Origin of the sequence: Tropicimonas sp. TH_r6 (assembly GCF_033101155.1) — a bacterium.
Lineage (GTDB): Bacteria > Pseudomonadota > Alphaproteobacteria > Rhodobacterales > Rhodobacteraceae > Tropicimonas.
In genome coordinates this window covers 118397-135817 of sequence record NZ_JAWMPX010000006.1, presented here as the reverse complement: position 1 = coordinate 135817, position 17421 = coordinate 118397, and the positions used below count along the sequence as shown (strand labels likewise).

Annotated in this window: 13 protein-coding genes; 5 read left to right on the top strand and 8 right to left on the bottom strand. The window is 65.3% G+C overall.

The window, feature by feature from the left end; all coding sequences use genetic code 11:
- Positions 1–24 precede the first annotated feature (24 nt).
- The 4 genes from R3X27_RS08450 to R3X27_RS08435 form a co-directional block, all read right to left on the bottom strand.
- A complete protein-coding gene (locus tag R3X27_RS08450; protein WP_317708408.1) occupies positions 25–1398 on the bottom strand; it encodes a ferredoxin reductase family protein in 1374 nt (457 codons plus the stop codon).
- 14 nt (positions 1399–1412) lie between these two features.
- On the bottom strand, positions 1413–1628 hold the full coding sequence (locus tag R3X27_RS08445) for a ferredoxin family protein (RefSeq protein ID WP_317708407.1): 216 nt from the start codon (positions 1626–1628) through the stop codon (positions 1413–1415).
- Between the two features lie 12 nt (positions 1629–1640).
- Complete coding sequence (locus tag R3X27_RS08440) at positions 1641–3518, bottom strand: FAD-binding protein (protein ID WP_317708406.1); 1878 nt, start codon at positions 3516–3518, stop codon at positions 1641–1643.
- Positions 3519–3712: 194 nt separating this feature from the next.
- Positions 3713–4885 (bottom strand): AraC family transcriptional regulator, encoded by a 1173-nt coding sequence (locus R3X27_RS08435; RefSeq protein ID WP_317708405.1) that lies wholly within the window; start codon positions 4883–4885, stop codon positions 3713–3715.
- Between the two features lie 403 nt (positions 4886–5288).
- Here R3X27_RS08435 and R3X27_RS08430 point away from each other — a divergent pair, with 403 nt between their 5' ends.
- Together R3X27_RS08430 and R3X27_RS08425 are read left to right on the top strand one after the other, a co-directional pair.
- On the top strand, positions 5289–6326 hold the full coding sequence (locus R3X27_RS08430) for an ABC transporter substrate-binding protein (RefSeq protein ID WP_317708404.1): 1038 nt from the start codon (positions 5289–5291) through the stop codon (positions 6324–6326).
- Positions 6327–6368: 42 nt separating this feature from the next.
- A complete protein-coding gene (locus tag R3X27_RS08425) occupies positions 6369–8921 on the top strand; it encodes an ATP-binding protein (protein WP_317708403.1) in 2553 nt (850 codons plus the stop codon).
- Between the two features lie 75 nt (positions 8922–8996).
- Here the strand turns inward: R3X27_RS08425 and oiaX are convergent, their stop codons facing one another.
- On the bottom strand, positions 8997–10265 hold the full coding sequence (gene oiaX / locus R3X27_RS08420) for a 3-oxo-isoapionate-4-phosphate decarboxylase OiaX (protein WP_317708402.1): 1269 nt from the start codon (positions 10263–10265) through the stop codon (positions 8997–8999).
- A 19-nt stretch (positions 10266–10284) separates the two neighbouring features.
- Positions 10285–11676, bottom strand: coding sequence for a four-carbon acid sugar kinase family protein (locus R3X27_RS08415; RefSeq protein WP_317708401.1), 1392 nt, complete (start codon positions 11674–11676; stop codon positions 10285–10287).
- A 152-nt stretch (positions 11677–11828) separates the two neighbouring features.
- Between R3X27_RS08415 and R3X27_RS08410 the strand changes: the two genes are divergently transcribed.
- From R3X27_RS08410 to R3X27_RS08400, 3 genes are all read left to right on the top strand, one after another.
- Positions 11829–12617 carry a phosphogluconate dehydrogenase C-terminal domain-containing protein gene (locus tag R3X27_RS08410; RefSeq protein WP_317708400.1) on the top strand — a complete coding sequence of 263 codons (789 nt, stop codon included), beginning with the start codon at positions 11829–11831 and terminating at the stop codon, positions 12615–12617.
- Between the two features lie 101 nt (positions 12618–12718).
- Complete coding sequence (gene nanR / locus R3X27_RS08405; RefSeq protein WP_317708399.1) at positions 12719–13459, top strand: transcriptional regulator NanR; 741 nt, start codon at positions 12719–12721, stop codon at positions 13457–13459.
- Between the two features lie 156 nt (positions 13460–13615).
- Positions 13616–14872, top strand: a complete 1257-nt coding sequence (locus tag R3X27_RS08400; protein WP_317708398.1) for an MFS transporter — start codon at positions 13616–13618, stop codon at positions 14870–14872.
- A 138-nt stretch (positions 14873–15010) separates the two neighbouring features.
- On the opposite strand, the gene R3X27_RS08395 is transcribed toward R3X27_RS08400, so the two are convergent.
- Together R3X27_RS08395 and R3X27_RS08390 are read right to left on the bottom strand one after the other, a co-directional pair.
- Entirely contained in the window at positions 15011–15340 is a 330-nt protein-coding gene (locus R3X27_RS08395; protein ID WP_317708397.1) for a hypothetical protein, read from the bottom strand.
- Complete coding sequence (locus R3X27_RS08390) at positions 15337–17352, bottom strand: OmpA family protein (protein ID WP_317708396.1); 2016 nt, start codon at positions 17350–17352, stop codon at positions 15337–15339. The genes R3X27_RS08395 and R3X27_RS08390 overlap by 4 nt, the downstream gene beginning before the upstream one ends.
- Positions 17353–17421: the final 69 nt, after the last annotated feature.

Here is a 17421-nt window from a genome sequence, read left to right as displayed (position 1 = left end):
TCCCTGTGATGTCATGCGCTGGCATCAGAAGGACAGGTGCTCATAGCGGATGCGCTGCCGCGCGACGCCCAGCGATCGCAGGGTGCGGGTGACGAGCCGGGTCATGAGCGGCGGGCCGCAAACATAGAAGGCGGCGCTGTCGATCTGGTCGGCCGAGAGTGCGCGCGAGAGCAGCATCCGGTCGATGAGCCCGCTCTCGGTGCTGTCATCGGGCGCGTGTTCCAAGACCAGCGTGGCAGTGAAGTCGGCCATCTCTGCTTCTGTGGCGGCAATCTCTTCGCGGGCCACGACATCCTCAGGAGTGCGGCTGCCATAGATCAGCTGGACTGGCCTGTCCCGTCCTTCCGCGCGCAGCTGGCGCAGCAGGCCGAGGATCGGGCCAATCCCGGCGCCGCCGGCGATGAGCACGATCTCCGGCGCGGGCGCGCTGTCCAGCGTGAAGTCGCCATAGGGCCCGTCGAGGAAGACATCCTGCCCGATCTCGATCTCGCCAAGGGTGGAGGTGTAGTCGCCCAGGTTGCGGATCACGAAGGAGAGGCGCGGCAGGTCCTGCGGCGTGGAGGCGATGGAGAAGGGGTGTTCGCTGAGATTGCCGGCATGGCCGGAGGTGTTGATCCAGGCGAACTGACCGGGTTTGAAGTCGAGCGGGAAATCACCGTTCTTCTCGATTGTCAGGACCATGTCGCGGGCGCTGCCACGCTCGATGGCGGCGACGCGAAAGGGGCGGCGCGTGCGGCGCCAGGGCTGCCAGAGATAGGTGTCGAGCAGCGAGGCGACGGCGGCGGCGCAGAGCGCGATCCACATCGCGTCGAACCAGGCATTGTAGACACCGTGGCGGCCATTGGTGATGGCGTGGTCGGTGGCGAGGATCGCGACGATGGCAAAGCCGACCCCGTGCGAGAGCCGCCAGGCCTCGTAGCGCATCGGCAGCCGGTCCTTGAAGACGGAGGCCAGCACCAGAACGGCCATGAGCGCCATGGCGTAGAAGCCGGTGGCGGTTTCGGCGGCGGTGAAGGTCAGCCAGATATCGGAAGCCGCGAGCTGCGGTGCCACGATGAAACGGGGCAGCACGAGGAGGAAGGGGTGCAGGAAGAACAGCGCCGCGATCCACTGCCCGGCCCTTCGGTGCAGCAGCATCGACTGGTCGAGCCCGGCGCGGCGCAGGAACCAGCCGATCCGGCCGGCGAGGACGAATTGCAGCAGCATCGCCGCCAGCCCGGCGATGGACAGCGCCGTGACCAGCTCGGTGTAGAAGTTGCGGATTTCCAGCCCCTGAGAAAGGGCCAGCCCATAGGGCACCAGCACCAGCGCGCAGAGCAGGACGAGCAGGCGCGGGAAGGTAACGGGGCCGGAGCCGGGGCCAGAACGCGGTGTCGTGTCGGGGGTGATATCGGTCATGTCTGTCAACTCCGTCAGGCCCAGGAAACCATCGGCGGGATGGATTTCTCGGGTGTCAGCGTGATGGCGTCCACCGGGCAGGAGAGCCGGCAGAGATGGCAGATCTGGCAGGCCTCCTGGTGGGCGATGATGGCGAGCCCGGTCTCCGGGTCCATCCGGAGCACGTCTGTCGGGCAGGCGCGCACGCAATTGCCGCAACCGGTGCAGCCGTGGATTCGGTCTATGGCCATGTCTGGTCTCCTTCAGCCAGCGTGTTGCGTGGCGCGGTAGCTGTCTTCGCCCGGATAGGAGCGGGGATAGGCGTCGCGATAGCTGACCGAGACGTCGGGCTTCCACGCCTCGGGCAGCGCGTGTTTCGACATCTCCATGTCGTCGCCCGCGCCTTTGCGCATCAGCACCCAGCAATGCCAGTCGTCATCGTTGCGCGCCGGGTAATCCTCGCGGAAATGGGTGCCGCGGCTTTCCGTGCGATAGAGCCCCGCGCGCAGCTTCATCTCGGCATTGAGCAGCATGTTCGCTGCTTCATGGGCCTGCCGCAGCTCGTGGCCGGTGCTGGCAACGAGGTTGGGCACGATATGCTTGCGCAGGTATTCGATGGAGGAGAGCGCGCCGTCGAGGCGGCGTTCCTCCTTGATGTAGAGGATGTGGAAGGGCGTCATTGTCGCCTGAAGCACCTGCGTCACCCAGTCGGGCGAATAGCCCTGCTCGCGTTCGCGCGGTGCCCACATGGCGGCGATCTTCGCGTCGATCTCGGATTGCGCGATCTCGGCGGGATCCATCGCGGCCGCTGCCTCGCTGGCGTATTTCCCGGCGCGCCGGCCCTGGATTGCGGAGCCGTAAGAGGAGAAGCCGCGCCCCGGATAGGAGGCGCCGCAGAGCATCGAGCCGAGCGCGTCGCCTGCCACATAGAGCCCCTCGACCCCGTCGGCCTTGCAGCTGTAATCGGCGCAGAACACGCCCTCGGACTTGTGCACCCCCATGCCGGCCGTGGCGCCGCCGACATGGTAGCCCTTGTCGAACCCCGCGCTCGGCGGCGGGCCTTCAGGGGGCAGGCCGAAATCGAGGATCAGGTCCTCGCGGGCGAGGAAGCCCTTGCCCTTGTAGGCGAGGTTTTCCTCGGCGGCTTTGGCCATGGCCGCGAATTCCGGTGGCGGGCTCCCTGCGGCGCCGACACCGTCAGCGAGCGGGCCGCCGTTTTTCGACACACCGCTCTGGGCAGCTTGCAACGCGCTGTCGATGGTCAATCCGCCATTTGCCCGGCCCGGCGGGCCGACCATGATGAAGGCCCCGGTCACTTCCTGCGCCCAGCTCCAGTTCTGATAGGAGGCGGCGGAGTAGTTGGAGAAGGTGCCGTGGGTGTCGTGGAATTCCTTGCCCGTGATCGCGGCACCGGCCTCATAGGCCATGGCGTCGCCGTCGAAGGTCTGGCCCCAGTTGGGGAAGCCCGGGCTCTTGTAGCCGCCCGCGCCAGTGCACAGGATCGTGGTTTTCGCGGTCACGGTGACCGCGCGGCAGTCCTCGGAGCTGTCATCGAAGGTGAAGCCCACCGCGCCGCCGACCCGGTCCGCGCTGTCCTTGAGCAGGCTGCTCACCATCACCCGTTCAACGATCTCGACTCCGGCCTGCAGCAGCACCCGGCGGAAGACCTTTGAACGCTCGAAGGGCTTGCAGTTGTGCACGCCCCAGCTGTCCAGGGTCTCGAAAATGTCGAGCGACTCGTCCATGAAGATGTCGAACCAGCCGCGGTCGTTGACGTATTCACAATTGGTGGAAAGGTTCTCCATCCACTCGTCGCGGTCATAGATGCTCGGATCGAAGGGCCGGCTGTCGGAAGCCCAGGGCGAGAGGCCGGACCAGCCGACCGAGCCCTTGTCGAGCATCAGCACCCGGTGTCCCTGCCGGCGCGCCGCGACGGCGGCGAAGGTGCCGGCAAAGCCGCTGCCGACCACCAGCACGTCGGTGTCGTAGCTCTCCTTGACCGATTGGCCCATCGGGCGGGCGCCGAGATTGCGGATCGCAGCCGGGGCGGCAAGCGCCGTCGCGCCGATTGCGCCGATGGTCAGCACGTTGCGTCGCGACAAGGTGGAAAAGGGTGTGCGCTTCGGTGTCTTCTTCGTCATCTACTGTTCCTTGTGCGACCGGGCCTGTTCGTGTCGTGGCTCGTTGGAAGCTCAAGAGGCAGGTAGTGTGGCCGGGCGCGCGGGTCGTTCGCCCCGCTGATCCCGAACCCGGTGGGGGCTGACCGCAGCGCGTCCGAATTGCGCGGCGGTTCAGTATTGTTCACTTATTTCAGTTTTTTATATGCGCCGCTGAATCAGGACATCTGCCGACGATATTGCGACGGTGTCATTCCCGTTAGCCGCTTGAAAGCGGTGTTGAAGGTCGACTTGGAGTTGAATCCGGCGGCATAGGCGATGTCGAGCAGGGTACGTTCCGCGCCGTCCGGGTCCCGCAACGCGGCCTTGACGGCTTCGATCCGGTACTCGTTGACGAAGAGGTAGAAATTCTTCCCATGCCGTTCGCTGATGACCTGTGTGAGGTAGTGGCGCGGAACCGCCATCCGCTTTGCGAGCTTCTCGATCGTCAGCTCGGCATCGAGATAAGGCTGGTCCTCGCGCATGAAGGCTTCGAGCTTGCGCGAGATCCGCTCGGCGCGCTCTTCGGTAAGCCCGGAGCGGCTGTAGCGGGAATTGCTGTCGCCCTCGGTTTCAGTACCGGAATCCTGAGGCCCAGCAGGCTCCGGCATAGCCGGGACTGTGTGTTCGACGGCCCGGGGAGCGGACATTGTCGGCTCGGACCCCGCCGCCTTCCGGTCGAAGACCTGCGCTTGGCGCAGGCCGAAGAAGCTCAGCGTGAGGATGAAGGCAACGAGGGCCGCGATATGGATGGGGAGCAGCGTGTTGATCGACAGGGCGGAGCCGAGAAAAAGCAGCAGGAAAACGCCGAAAACGCCGAGCGTGACCCAGTAGAGCCAGACCAGCGTAACACCGCTCGAAAGCTCGGAGAAATGCTCGACCACTTCCCGGCCATGCTGTCGCAGCCGCCAGATCACCGCCACGGTATAGGCCAGCAACAGCGCCAGGTTCACGGCGCCGATCAAGCGCACGACCGGGCTGAAGCTTTCATCCGTCGGGTTGGGCATGGCTGGTGTCCAGCCGGACAGCAACTGGAAGAGGCTGATAGCGGCAAAGGGTGCGAAATGGACAAGATGCGCTGGCCGGAGCTGCCCGATATGGCCGGTCAGCGTCTGGACGTAAAGCCAGAGGAAGGGGCCGTAGGTGAGCGGGTAGATCAGGTTTGACCTCAGCACCGGGATCGAGATGCCATCGAAGAAGCGGCCAGCCACGCCGGACAAGAGTGGCAAGGCCATGAAGATCATCCAGACCGCGAGCACCGTGTCATTTAGTGTCCGGCCGCGCTTGGCGGCAAGGAACGTGGCGGTGAAGCAGGCATGGACCATGCCGGTGAACATGAGCTCGTCCATCATTCCCCTGGAGCCATTCTGTCATGTTTCGAGGGTGTTGCCATGGAACGGCCGCGATCACAATCCGCAGGATCGATATGGGGCACGGGAAACGGGGGGCGAGGGGCGGGATGGGACTGCGGAGACGGGGCGGTTTCGCGACACCAGTCATGGCGCGCACCAGATCCATTTCGAAATCGTTGCATTTTGTCGCGTCGAAGGCCGGAAGCGCGCAAATCGTTGCCCGAATTAAAGAAGACAGCGCAATCCAGACAGAGACTTGCAAGCAGGTTGGTCCAATAGGCGCAGGACGATGAAACCTGTCTCCCTATGGTAGAGGCAAAGGGACGCCTTGCAATTCCCGAGTGCGCTGACATCAAGGAACGCGCAGCGACGGCCCCCGGGCTGTCTCAAGAGAATCCGGATCATGAAGCAACAGAAATCCCCGGGACTTCTGGGAGCAGGCATCGGACTGGTGCTTGTTCTACTCGTCTTAGCGACGATCCCGCGTCTCATGTCGCGGGAGGATGACGGCCCGGGCGACGCGCGTGTCTCCATCGGCATGATCACGAACAACCCGAACGGGATGCGGAATGTGGACGGGTTTCGCGCCGGACTGCGCGCGCTTGGCTATCGCGCGGGGGAAACAGCCACCTTCCTGTTCTCCGGGCAGCCGACACCCAACCATGCGCTCGAGCAGAGCATTCAGGACATGATCGGGCAGGGCGCAGACCTGATCTTCACCGCTGGCACGCCGACCGGCATTGCGGCGTGGAAGGCGTCGTGGGAGAGCGGTGTTCCGGTGGTGTTCGGTGTGATTGCGGACCCGATTGTTGCCGGAGTCATGAGCGATCTCACGCGGCCGGGCGGCAACATGACCGGCGTGATGCTGAGCAACAACCAGGCGCGGCGCCTGGACCTGCTGAAAGATATTCTACCGGACATACGCACTGTCTGGGTTCCCTATGATCCAACCGACGCCGCACCGCGCTCCGCCATCGAGCAGATCACGCCGACAGCGGCCGCGCTCGGGCTGACCCTTGTGCATGCCCATGCGGAGGACAGCGCCGGGGTGCGGGCCCGCCTGGCCGAGATCCCGCCGGAGACCGACGCGATCTTCCTGTTGCCTGACAGCAGGGTGAACCGCGAGGTCGAGACAATCCTGGCCACGGCGCATACGCGCGGGCTTCCGGTCTCCGCGCCGAGCGCGGCGCAGGTCGAGGCCGGGGCGCTGATGGCCTACGGGATCGTTCACCACGAGGCGGGCGAGCAGGCAGCGGCCATCGCGGACCGTATCCTCCGCGGCAGGGACCCGGCGACGATGCCGGTCGAAAGCGCAGAGTTCTATCTGTTGATCAACGTGGCCGCCGCCGAGCGGATCGGGCTCGAGCTCCCGGAGGAAATCCTGCAACTGGCCGACCATATTCTGCACGACGACGGCTGGGGAGAGGCGACGGAACGATGACGGCTTTTGCGACAGGTGTTTTCAAAGGGGGCGATGCCTGCGGTGTTGGATAGTCTTCGCGCGAGAACATATGTCGTCATGGTCGGCGTGGCCACGCTGCCGATATTGCTGCTGGGGCTCCTTGCCGGTCACCGCAGTGCCGAGGAACTGTCCCGGCAGAGCCTCGCCCTGCAGAGCCAGCTGGCGCTCCATGTCGAGAGCGAGGTTGCTGCCTTCCTGTCGGCCCGGCAAGGGGAACTCCGGCTTCTGGAGCGCACCAATGTCCTGATCGAGATGTCGGTCTCGGAACAAAACGCCACGCTCGGACGGATGCTCGCTCATGACAATGTCTACCAGGACCTGCTTCTTCTCGCGGCGGATGGCGAGATCGTCAGTTTCGCCTCACGGACCCGGCCCGCGCCGGCGGAAAACGTCGTCGGGCATGCACGGTTGCCGATGGACCCGGCCTTCTGGGACAACCACGATGTCTATACCGGGCCGCTGATCTTCGACACCGACCTGCGGGAACCCCTGCTCGACATAACGGTCCCGATCCTGCAGCGGCGCACTGGCGAAATTGCCGGTTTCCTGCTTGCCCATGTGCGCTTCAAGCAGATCTGGGACCTGCTCGCCGATCTGGACCTGCCGGGCGAAACCGTGGCGTTCGTTGTCGATGGGGACGGGCGTGTCCTGGCGCATCCGGCGCCCTCCGTGTCCCTGTCCTCGACGGTCTATCCCGTGCCATCTGGCAATGGCGCCTACGTGTTGCCGGACGGAAGCGACGGTCTGGTCGCGATCGAACCGCTCTCCTATGTTCAGGACCCGGCCTTTGTCATCGTGAGCCGTTCGCTCGACGAGGCGCTGCGCCCCGCCCGCGACACGCGGAACATGACTTTCCTGAGCACCGCGATCCTGCTTGTCATCGTGTCGGCCCTGGCGCTGAGCCAGATCCAGGCCATGGTTGGCCCGGTCGAGCGTTTGGCACGGTCGGCCCGCAGGATCTCCGAGGGCGAACTGGAAACGCCGGTGGCGGTGTCGGGGCCGCGCGAGATCCGGGGCCTTGGCGGAACCCTGGCCGAGATGACCGACCGTTTGCGGCGAACGATCGGCGAGCTTGAAGCGTCCGAATTTGCCCAGCGACAACGGGCGGAGGTGACGCTGCAATCCATCGGCGATGCGGTCATCACCACGGATACCGATGGGCGGGTGACCTATCTCAACCCGGTCGCGGAAACGCTCACCGGCTGGTCGCTGGCCGAGGCGACCGGAGCGCCGGTGTCAGAGGTGTTCAGGATTGTGCAGGAGGACGGCCGGACACCCGCAGAAAACATGATCAGCCAGTGTCTCCGGTCGGGCAAGATCATCGAACTGGGTCGTGGCACCATCCTGCTTGGCCGGGATGGCAGCGAATATGCCGTCAGCGATTCCGCCGCGCCGATCCGGGAAGCCAGCGGGCAGATCACCGGCGCCGTGATGGTCTTTCGCGATGTGACCGAGCGCCAGTCGCTGGAGCGAAAGCTGCAAGAGAGCCAGAAACTGGAAGCCATCGGCAAGCTTTCGGGCGGGATTGCGCATGATTTCAACAACCTGATGCAGGTGATCCAGGGGAATGCGGAACTGCTCGAGGTAGAGGCCGGGGCGCAAGAGGACCTGACCGGGCCGATCCTTCGGGCGACGGCGCGCGGAACCGAACTGACGCGGCGGCTGCTCTCCTTCGCGAGACAGCAGCCGCTGCGGTCCCGCCCGGTCGATCTGGCCAGGCTTCTAGACGACATGCACCCGATCCTCGACAGGACTCTCGGCGAGCAGATCGACGTGGTGGTGCAGGCCGAGGACGATGTTCCGCCTGCGCTGGCCGATCCGGGCCAGCTCGAGACGGCGCTTCTCAACCTCGCGCTGAACGCGCGCGATGCCATGCCTCGGGGCGGCAGGTTGGACATCCGTGCCTGTCGCGCGGCCAGTGGCGATGATCCGGCGGCTCGCACCCGCATCATCGTGCGCGACACCGGCACGGGCATGAGCGAAGCGACACGGGCGCGGGCGGTCGAGCCGTTCTTCACCACCAAGGGCGTGGGCGAGGGATCCGGACTGGGCCTGTCGATGGTCTATGGTTTCGTCATGCAGTCCGGCGGGCAGTTGGAACTCGCCTCGGAGCCGGGCGCCGGCACGGTGGTCACGATGACGTTGCCCTCCGCACCAAGGCCGGCCGACGCGGTCGAGCACGACGCCGGTCCGGTCGTCGCGACGAGGGCGTGCGGGACAGTGCTTCTGGTCGAGGACGATCCGGAGGTGCGACAGCTCGGCCGACGGATGATCGAGGCGCTCGGCTATCAGGTGCGCGAGGCCTATAGCGTCGCCAGCGCGCGCGACTGCCTTGAAAGCGGGGCTTCGGTGGATCTTCTTCTGAGCGACGTGGTGCTTCCCGGTGGGGAGAGCGGTCTGGATCTCGCTCGGAGCCTCCAGCGCCAGCGCCCCGATCTGCCGGTTGCGCTGATCTCAGGCTATCCGGTGGAGACTGGCCTCGACAAGGACCTGACGGAATGTGGGGTCGTGTTGCTGAGCAAGCCGTTCCGGCGGCAGCACCTGGCCGACCTGCTGTCGCGATATCTCGGCTGACCGGTCGGACCGGTCAGCCTCTTTTGCCGGGCGGCGCAGGCTTTCAAGGCATTTCGGTGAGCCACCGAGATCCTGTCACGCGTTCGGGCGGTCGTTCTCGCCCCATTTGTCGAGCGCGGCTGCCAGTTCGGGATGATCCTTCGCGTGGTCGCACAGCTCAACACCGCGCTCGGCGGCCTGCCACGCCTGACGGATCGCGCGCACGCCGGCGGCCGGCCCTGAAGGGTGTCCGTGGATGCCACCGCCCGCGAGATACATCAGGTCAAGGCTGCGCCCTGTCCGCCGATAGGTGTCGACGGCCTGTCCGCCCCATTGCCCGGAACAGACAACCGGAAGAGGTCTATCGGCGGGGGAGAAGATTGGCTCGGCCAGGTCGTGGAAGGAGCGGACGAAGCTCTCGTCGGGCTCCCAGTATTTGGCCCGTATTCCATTGATCTGGAATTGGTCGACCCCGAGCAGGCGCCAGATCTTCTGATAGGCGCGGAACTCCATGCCGAGGCCGGGATGGCGGGTGAGGATGTCCCAGCCATTGCGATGGGCATGCAGGCACAGGCGTGAACGCTTGCGCAGGAAGGTCATGCCGCCATGGCCGATGGAGTTGATGTTGACCACCGCCGCCGTGCCGCCGGCCTGGGCCACGAGATCATGGTTGCGCATCATCTCGTCCGGGTCGGCGGAGGAAATGCCGAACGCATACATCACCGTCTTGCCCGTGCGTTGGGCGTGGTCATGGATGACCGGCATGATCGCGTTGACCCTGTCTTCGAGCGCCGAATAGCCCGGGCTCATCAGCTTCTCGTCATCCTTGATGAAGTCCACGCCGGCCTCGCAGAGCTGTGCCACGACGCGCGCCGTCTCCTCCGGCAGCAGACCGAGGGAGGGCTTGATGATGGAGGCGATCATTGGCCCTTCGGCCACGCCCATGAGCCGGCGCGAGCCTTCGATGCCGAATTGCGGGCCGGGATGACAGGCCCATTCCGGCGGCAGGTCGATATCCATCACGCGGATGCCGGTGGCGCCCCGAATGGCGAAGACGCCGCCGATGGTTATGGTCGCCAGCGCGGCGATATCGGTCCCGACCGCTTCCAGCGGGTAGGTGACCGCAACATCGGCGCGGTTATAGGGGCCATGCCCGCCGGGATCCGGGAAGGACGGCGTCGGGACGGGAGCGAGTGGGGTGATGGCCGTCACGCGCGCGGCACATCGGGCGCGGACGGCCTCCGTCTCGCCGGGCAGGTCGGTGAAGGTGCCGGTCGACTGGTCCGCTGCGATCCGCGCGGCAAGCGCCTCGACATCGCCGGGCGTTTCGATCCGGTAGGTTACAGTGATCATGCTGCGTGACATGGGGGGCTCCCGTATTGCTTCACCGCGGTCCACCACCGTCGCGAACCCAGGCGAAATAGTCCGGCGAGCCCATCTGGCCGCCCTTGAGCGCCAGTTCCAGCCCGTCCATCGGCCCGTCCGAATGGGCCCGGAAGATCGAGGCGCCTGGAATGGTTGGTGCGAGCGCCGAGAGGGCAAAGATGCCGAGTTTTTGCGTGGCGAAGCCCGAACTGTCGCCGCCGGAGACGATGGCCCGCCTGATATCGCTGCGCTCCAGCACCCGTTTCAGGACCGTACCGAGGGCCTCGCCGACGGTCCGGTTCGCCGTTTGCGGATCTGTTCCGGTCTCGGCAAGCGCTGCGCGGAACCGTGTCACGGCGGGATCGTCCGGCCCCTCGGCTGTGTGGACAAGCGGGTCCTTCCCGTCGGACAGCGCGGACAGGGAGGCGTCGACGACGCGTGCGATCTCCCGCTCGACCCTCTCTTTGCCGTGGCAGACCCGCGACGCATCGAAGGCGATGGCCTCAAATCCATTCTGCGTCGACCATGCGATCTGCGCGGCCGTGGTGGGCGAGACCGAGCCGGAGACCGACATCATCCCGGCTGAGCGTCCGAGCCCCGTCGGCGGCGCGACCCGGTCCAGCAGACCGCTTTGGCACCAATGCTCGACCAGCGCATATTCCACGCCCTGCGAACCGATCACGAACGGGCTTGTCGCCCGGGCTTCCCAAATGGCGCGTCCGGCGGCGGCATCGGAGGCGCTGTCCATCGTGTCGATTGAGACCGCGCAGAGGCGCCCCGGCGCAAGGGGGGGAGCCTTCTCCAACCCTGTCCCACGGGCGAGATCCTCGAGTGAGAGAAGACAGGTCTCCAGCCGGTCCGACTGGCGCGCGATGTGGCGCGCGACATCGGACTCGTCCATGGGCGTGACGGGGTGGCGCGACATGACCGGGTGCCGGTCAAGACGGACCACTTCCTCGTCCATCCCTGCAAAGAGGTGGCCGAAACACTGGTAGCGCCGCATTTTCGGCGCGGCGACGAGCACCGGAACACATGTCGTGGCAAGGCTGTCGGCCCCGATTTCCATGGCGCGTCCGATGGAACCGGAGACTGGCGAGGAATCGAGCGTCGAGCAGACCTTGTAGTGGATCAACTCGGGACCGAGCGCCTTCAGCCGCTTGAAAATATCCGGCAGCGTCCGGTCCATCCAGTCGGGCGGTTGGGTCCGCGCGGTCGAGGCGACGCCGATGGCGCGCAACTCCGGAAAGCGCGCGAGTTGCTCGGGGCTCGGAACATCGAGAAACAGGATTGCGGGAAGGCCGGAGAAGGTCAGGACCTCCATGACCGCCGCTGCGCCTGTGAAGTCATCGCCATACCATGCCACGAGGCATCCCGCGCCGAGGGGGCTCTCCGCGTTACGTGGTCCATCCATGGTTGCTGCATTTCTGTTGACATTTGGCATAGTGGTATAGTTATTAAGTCATCATACCAGTTGTCAATCCGATTCCTGCGAGGCGGGAATGGACAGAAGGAGAAGCTATCGTGACAAATCTGGCCTTGTTTGGAGCGGGCGGGAAAATGGGAATGCGTCTTGGGGCGAACCTTGTCAGGTCCGACGCATTCGCAACCTCCCATGTGGAAGTGTCCCCGGAGGGACAGCAGCGTGTGAAAGAGGCGTTCGGGGTCGATTGCGTCGACCCGGACACCGCGCTTGAAGTCGCCGACGTGATCGTGCTGGCCGTTCCGGACACGCTGATCGGGAAGATCTCGCACGGCATCATCGACAAGGTGAAACCCGGAGCCATGGTCTTCTGCCTCGACGGTGCGGCGCCTTTTGCCGGGCATCTGCCGGAGCGCGCGGACATCACCTATTTCGTCTCCCATCCGTGTCACCCGCCGATCTGGAACGACGAAACGGAGCTGGAAGCCAGGCGCGACTATTTCGGCGGGATCGCTGCAAAGCAGGGCATCGTCAACGTACTCGTCCAGGGGCCGGAAGAGGATTTCGCGCTTGGCGAGGCTGTCGCGAAGACCATCTACGCGCCGGTCGCCCGATCGCATCGCGTGACGCTCAAGCAATTTGCGCTGCTCGAACCGGGGTTGTCCGAGACCGTGAACGGGTCGCTGATGGCGGTCCTGCGGCAGGCAATGGACGAGGTCATCGCCCGCGGAGTGAGCTATGACTGCGCGCGGGATTTCCTGCTCGGGCACATGAACATCATGGGGGCCGTGACCTTCGACCAGCATGAAGGTGTCTTCTCGGACGCGGCCAACAAGGCCATCGAATTCGGTATTCCGGTTCTCATGAAGGATGACTGGAAGCGGTGCTTCGATGAAGACGAGATCGCGGCCAGCGTCGAGCGGATCACCTGATCCGGATTGTGGTGTGCGGTCCGGGCGCGTCCCCGGGCCGCCGCCTTGCCGTGCGGGAGCCCCTCGGGTACGCCGTTGGCAAGAGGCAGCATGGTTGAGAGATGGACGAGGACACACCCTTCGCGAAACAGCCGGTCGAACCGATCCAGCGGCAGAAGCTGTCGGATCAGGTCTTCGACCGGCTTTGGCACATGATCAAGTCGGGGGAGCTTGCGCCAGGAGATGCGATGCCCTCCGAGCGCGCACTCATGGAGCTGTTCGGGGTCGGGCGCCCCGCTGTGCGTGAGGCGCTGCAGATGCTTGCGAACAAGGGCCTCATCTCGATCTCCCATGGCGAGCGCAGCCGTGTGAACGCGCTGGATGCAAGCACGGCGCTGGGCCAGGTCGACGAGATCGCCAGGCTCCTGCTGTCGGCGGAGCCGTCGAATGTCGATCACCTCAAACAGCTCCGCAAGATCCTCGAGGCCGGAACGGTCGGCCTTGCCGCCGAGCGCTGCACCGCCGAGGACGCGCGGGACTTGCAGGCGCTGATCGAGGTCCAACGGAGCCGGCTGGGTGATGACAAGGCCTTCATCGAGGCCGACATCGCTTTTCACGTCCGCATCGCCCGGATCACCGGGAACCCGCTGCTGGAGAGCGTCACGCGGGCAATGCTGACCTGGCTGCTCGCCTATTACCGGCCTGTACTTCATTGGGAAGGGCGCGAGAACACGACCCTGCGGGAGCATGCGTCCCTGACCGAGTTGCTCGCGCGGGGGGATCGGGCCGGTGCTGTGCAAATGATCGAGGATCATCTCGGCCGCTCCGGTCCGCTTTTCATGTCGGACAGTCCCTCCGCCTGAGCCGGCGATGCGGGCGCGCGCAACGGCTCGAGCTTGTCCCTCCGGGCAGCGCCGTGACCCGCGAGCGGGTACCTGCCGTCCTGTCAAAGACATCTGTGCACTGATGCCCCAAGCGGGATAGGCTGGCGCCCAGCCCGGCCATCCGAAGGGAATGATATGAACGACAAGTTGCTATCCCTTCGGGCGCTCTTCCTGTCCCTGGGAGCGATCCATATCGCGACCGCCGCGCTCGGCACGCTTGTTGCGCTCGATATTGCGGCCACCGGCGGATCGCAGGAGCTCGCCTCGCTGGTTGCCTCGGCCTATTCGCTGGGATTCCTGCTGGGGTGTTTCCGGATCGCCGGACCGCTCGGGGCGATCGGCCATATCCGGGCCTTCACAGCGGCAGCGGCGCTCTGTGCGCTGGCCACTCTGATCCTGTCGGAAACGGCCAACCCGGCGATGACACTCGCCACACGATTCGTGACCGGGCTCGCCACGGCCGGCCTCTATGCCATCGGAGACGCCTGGATCAACGACACGGCCGAGGCCTCCTCCCGCGGCCGGATTCTCTCGATCTATTCCATCGTGCTCGGGGTCTGTTCCGTCGTCAGCCAGGTCTTCGTGATCCTCTACAGTGACGATGTTGCCGGCTCCTTCATCCCCGTGTCCGCGCTGTTCTGCATCGCGATCATTGTGCTGGCCTCGACCCGAAACGATCCGAAGCCACTGAAACAGAAGGCCAATGTTCGGCTGGTGGCGACCTACCGGCTGTCGCCCACCGCCTTTGTCGGCGCCTTTCTCAACGGGTTCATCGTCACGATCATGCTCAATGTCCTGCCCTTCCGGGCCGCCAGTCTCGGCGTGAGTTCGACAGTGATCGCGATCCTGATCGGCGCGATCTATTGCGGCCGGATCCTGCTGCAATACCCGCTTGGGCGCGCCTCGGACCGGATGGATCGGCGCCGCGTGATCGCCCTGACTTCACTGGCGCTCTGTGCGATTTTCGTTCTCATGGCGGCGTTGACAGAAACGGAAGGGTCGATCCTGTTGGGCCAGAAAGGACCGGTGCTGCAGTTTTTTGCCCTTGTCATGGGCATCTTTCTTGGGGGAACGCTGCTGCCGCTCTATTCGCTGCTCACCGCCCATGCCATGGACCGGACGGTGCCTGTCTATGTGGGCTCGACAGCGGTGACATTGCTCTTCGCGTTTTCGGTCGGAGGGGTCGCCGGACCGCTGGCCACCGCTTTGCTTTCCGCCACCCTCGGCGACGACTCGCTGATATGGTTCGTCAGCCTTTTGATGGGCGGTTTCGCGGTTTTCACGCTGCTGCGGATGAAGTCTCGCAAGGCCGTGCCGCAGGCCGAACATGCAACGCATCGGCCCAGTACCACCACCTCGGTCGTCATGGCCCCGGACAGCAAACGATCCTGACCGAACCGATTTTGCGGGAGCGCGTAGAGCGCCTTCGCATGCTCCGGGGCGCTTTTATCGCGGGCAGGGCGGTAGAGACGGCGGGATAGCGGCACTGGGCCGTCTTCCCGACCATCGGGGGCCAGATCGGCCTGTGGTTCAGCTTTCGGCCATCTCGCGCTCGATATAGGAGCGCAACTGCTCTGCTTCCTCGCGGGCATCGCGCAGCCCGTCCATGGCGGCCTGAAGCTCGGCTTCAGTCTGGCTGAGCTGGTTGGTCAGCTCGGCTTCGCGCTGTTGCAGATAGGTGATCGCCTGGTCGCGGGTCTCCTCGGCCTCATGCAGCGACTGCGCCATCTGGTCCAGCTCACCCATTTCCGACTGCGTCACCCGCGTCACGCGGTGGATGATCCACGAGGCGAACCATCCCAGCAGGAAGGCTACGAACAGGACCGCGGCGGTGGCGACGATGAATTCGGTGCGGTTCACTGGCTTTCCTCCCCGCCTTCGGCGGATTCTGTACTACTGGTTTGCGCCTCGGCCGCGCCTGTCGTGGCGTCGAGTTTCGACGTGTCCGCCTCGGTTACGGCGGCGTCTGCGGCGGTGCCCTCGCCATCGGTTGCGTCGTCGCCCGTGGCTGTGTCGATCTCCGTGCCCGTTGCCTCGGCGGTCAGCAGCCGGAACTCGATACGGCGATTGGCCTCACGGCCTTCCTCTGTCTCGTTATCGGCGATCGGGTCGGCCTCGCCATAGCCTTGCGCGGTGATCGAGGATGTCAGCACGCGCCGGGCGGTCAGCGCTTCGAGAACGGCTTCGGCCCGGCCCTGCGACAGCTCCAGGTTCATCTGTTCGCGCCCCTGGCTGTCGGTGTAGCCCGCGATCTCGATCTCCATCTCGACCTCGCGGCAGGCCTTCAGGACCTCCGCGATCCCGTTGACGACTTCGATCCCGCCGCCCGAGATATCGGCCGAGCCAGGTTCGAAGGTGATCTTCGTCTCCGACTGCAGCCCGTTGACCTCGGCAATGCATTCCGACGGTTTCGGCAGCGCGGCGATCGGATCGAGCTTCACGTCATATTCGATGTCCAGCGAGTAGTTCTGACCCTCGCCAAGTTTCTGTGCCAGCAGCCGCGCGATCTCCGCCTGGGCCTCGGCATTGCCGCTCTTGCCGCGCAGGGCGATGAATTCCTCCTGAACGACGGCCGACCCGGATTCGAGCTCTGACAATGCCTGCAGCCCGGCCAGCACGCGCACCGGCCACTCCTTCGGCAGGTCCTCGTCGAGCCGCGCAGCCGTGTAGACAGAGCCGATCCCGAAGCGCGCCTTGGCATAGCTTTCCACCATGTCGCGCACCATGTCGTTGTTGAGGCGGCCGCGCAGCTGGACCTGGCCCTCGGGGCTGCGGGTGACGATGAATTCGGGCGGTCCGTTCCCCTCGCCGGTGCCGTCGACCACGACGGGTTCAGGCTTGACCGAATGCAGCGAGAAGACTTCCGGCAGGTTCGATTCCAGCTCGCCCACGACACGGTCGAAGGCAGCCTGCGGTGTGGTCTCCTGTGCGACGAGGGTGACGTCGGCATCCGAGAAAGTCACCGAACCGCCGCCGATCTCGGCCAGCGCCTCGATCCCCATGATGACGGCATTGGCCCATTCCGTCGTTGGCACCCCGAGCCCCAGCGTACAGTCGGCGGTCCCCTTCATCCCGGCGGCCTCGGCGGCGGCCTGGATGCGCTCCCGGTCGCGGGTGGTGTCGACGGAACAGGCGTCGAAATGCGGTCCCTTGCCGTCGATCAGGAAGCGCAGCGTGAAGGGCGTGATGACCGGGCGCGGAGCGGTGATGCGGTAGCTGACCTCGATGGGCAGGTTGCTGCGGCGGCGCAGCAGCCCTTCCAGCGCCTGTTCCATCTGGGCCTTCTCCTCACGCGAGGCGGCGATGGCGGTGATGTCGACCTTGCCGGACGAGATCGAGATTTTCGACCGCGGCAGGCGCGCCAGCGCGTTCATGCCGTGATGCACGGCCGGCTCCCAGCCCGGCGGGGCCGGGTAATGCGCGTTCTGCAACAGGTCTGTCACCTCGGCGCCCTGCGCCAGCGCCATGATCTCGTTGACCATGGTCGGGCGGTCGAGACTGTCGGGGACCAGCCCGATCAGCGTCACGCCCTCGTCATTGCGCAGGATCTCGATCGAATAGCGCGGCGGCGCAATCGGCTTGCTCGGCTGGACGGTGGTTCCGTCGACGATTCGGGTCGCGTCGACCATCTTGCCGGCAATATGCAGGGCGTTGAAGCGGCGGGCCTCGGTCGGGGCCATGCCGCCGATATGGACCTGCAGCCCGTCCGTGTAGACATCGGCCCATTCATGGCCGGCCTCGATCAGCGCGATATTGACCGCGCGCCCGGAGCGCTCTTCGATGATGCCGGCTGCAACAGAGGCGGTCAGCCAACTGCCAAGGCCGGCGAGCAGGATGGCGACGGCTGCGATGATCTTCGGGCCTAGGCGCATGTTTTCGTTCTTCTTGTTCCCGTTGGCAGTTTCTTAGAGGCGCGTGGCGGCGGGATCAATCGCCCGCCG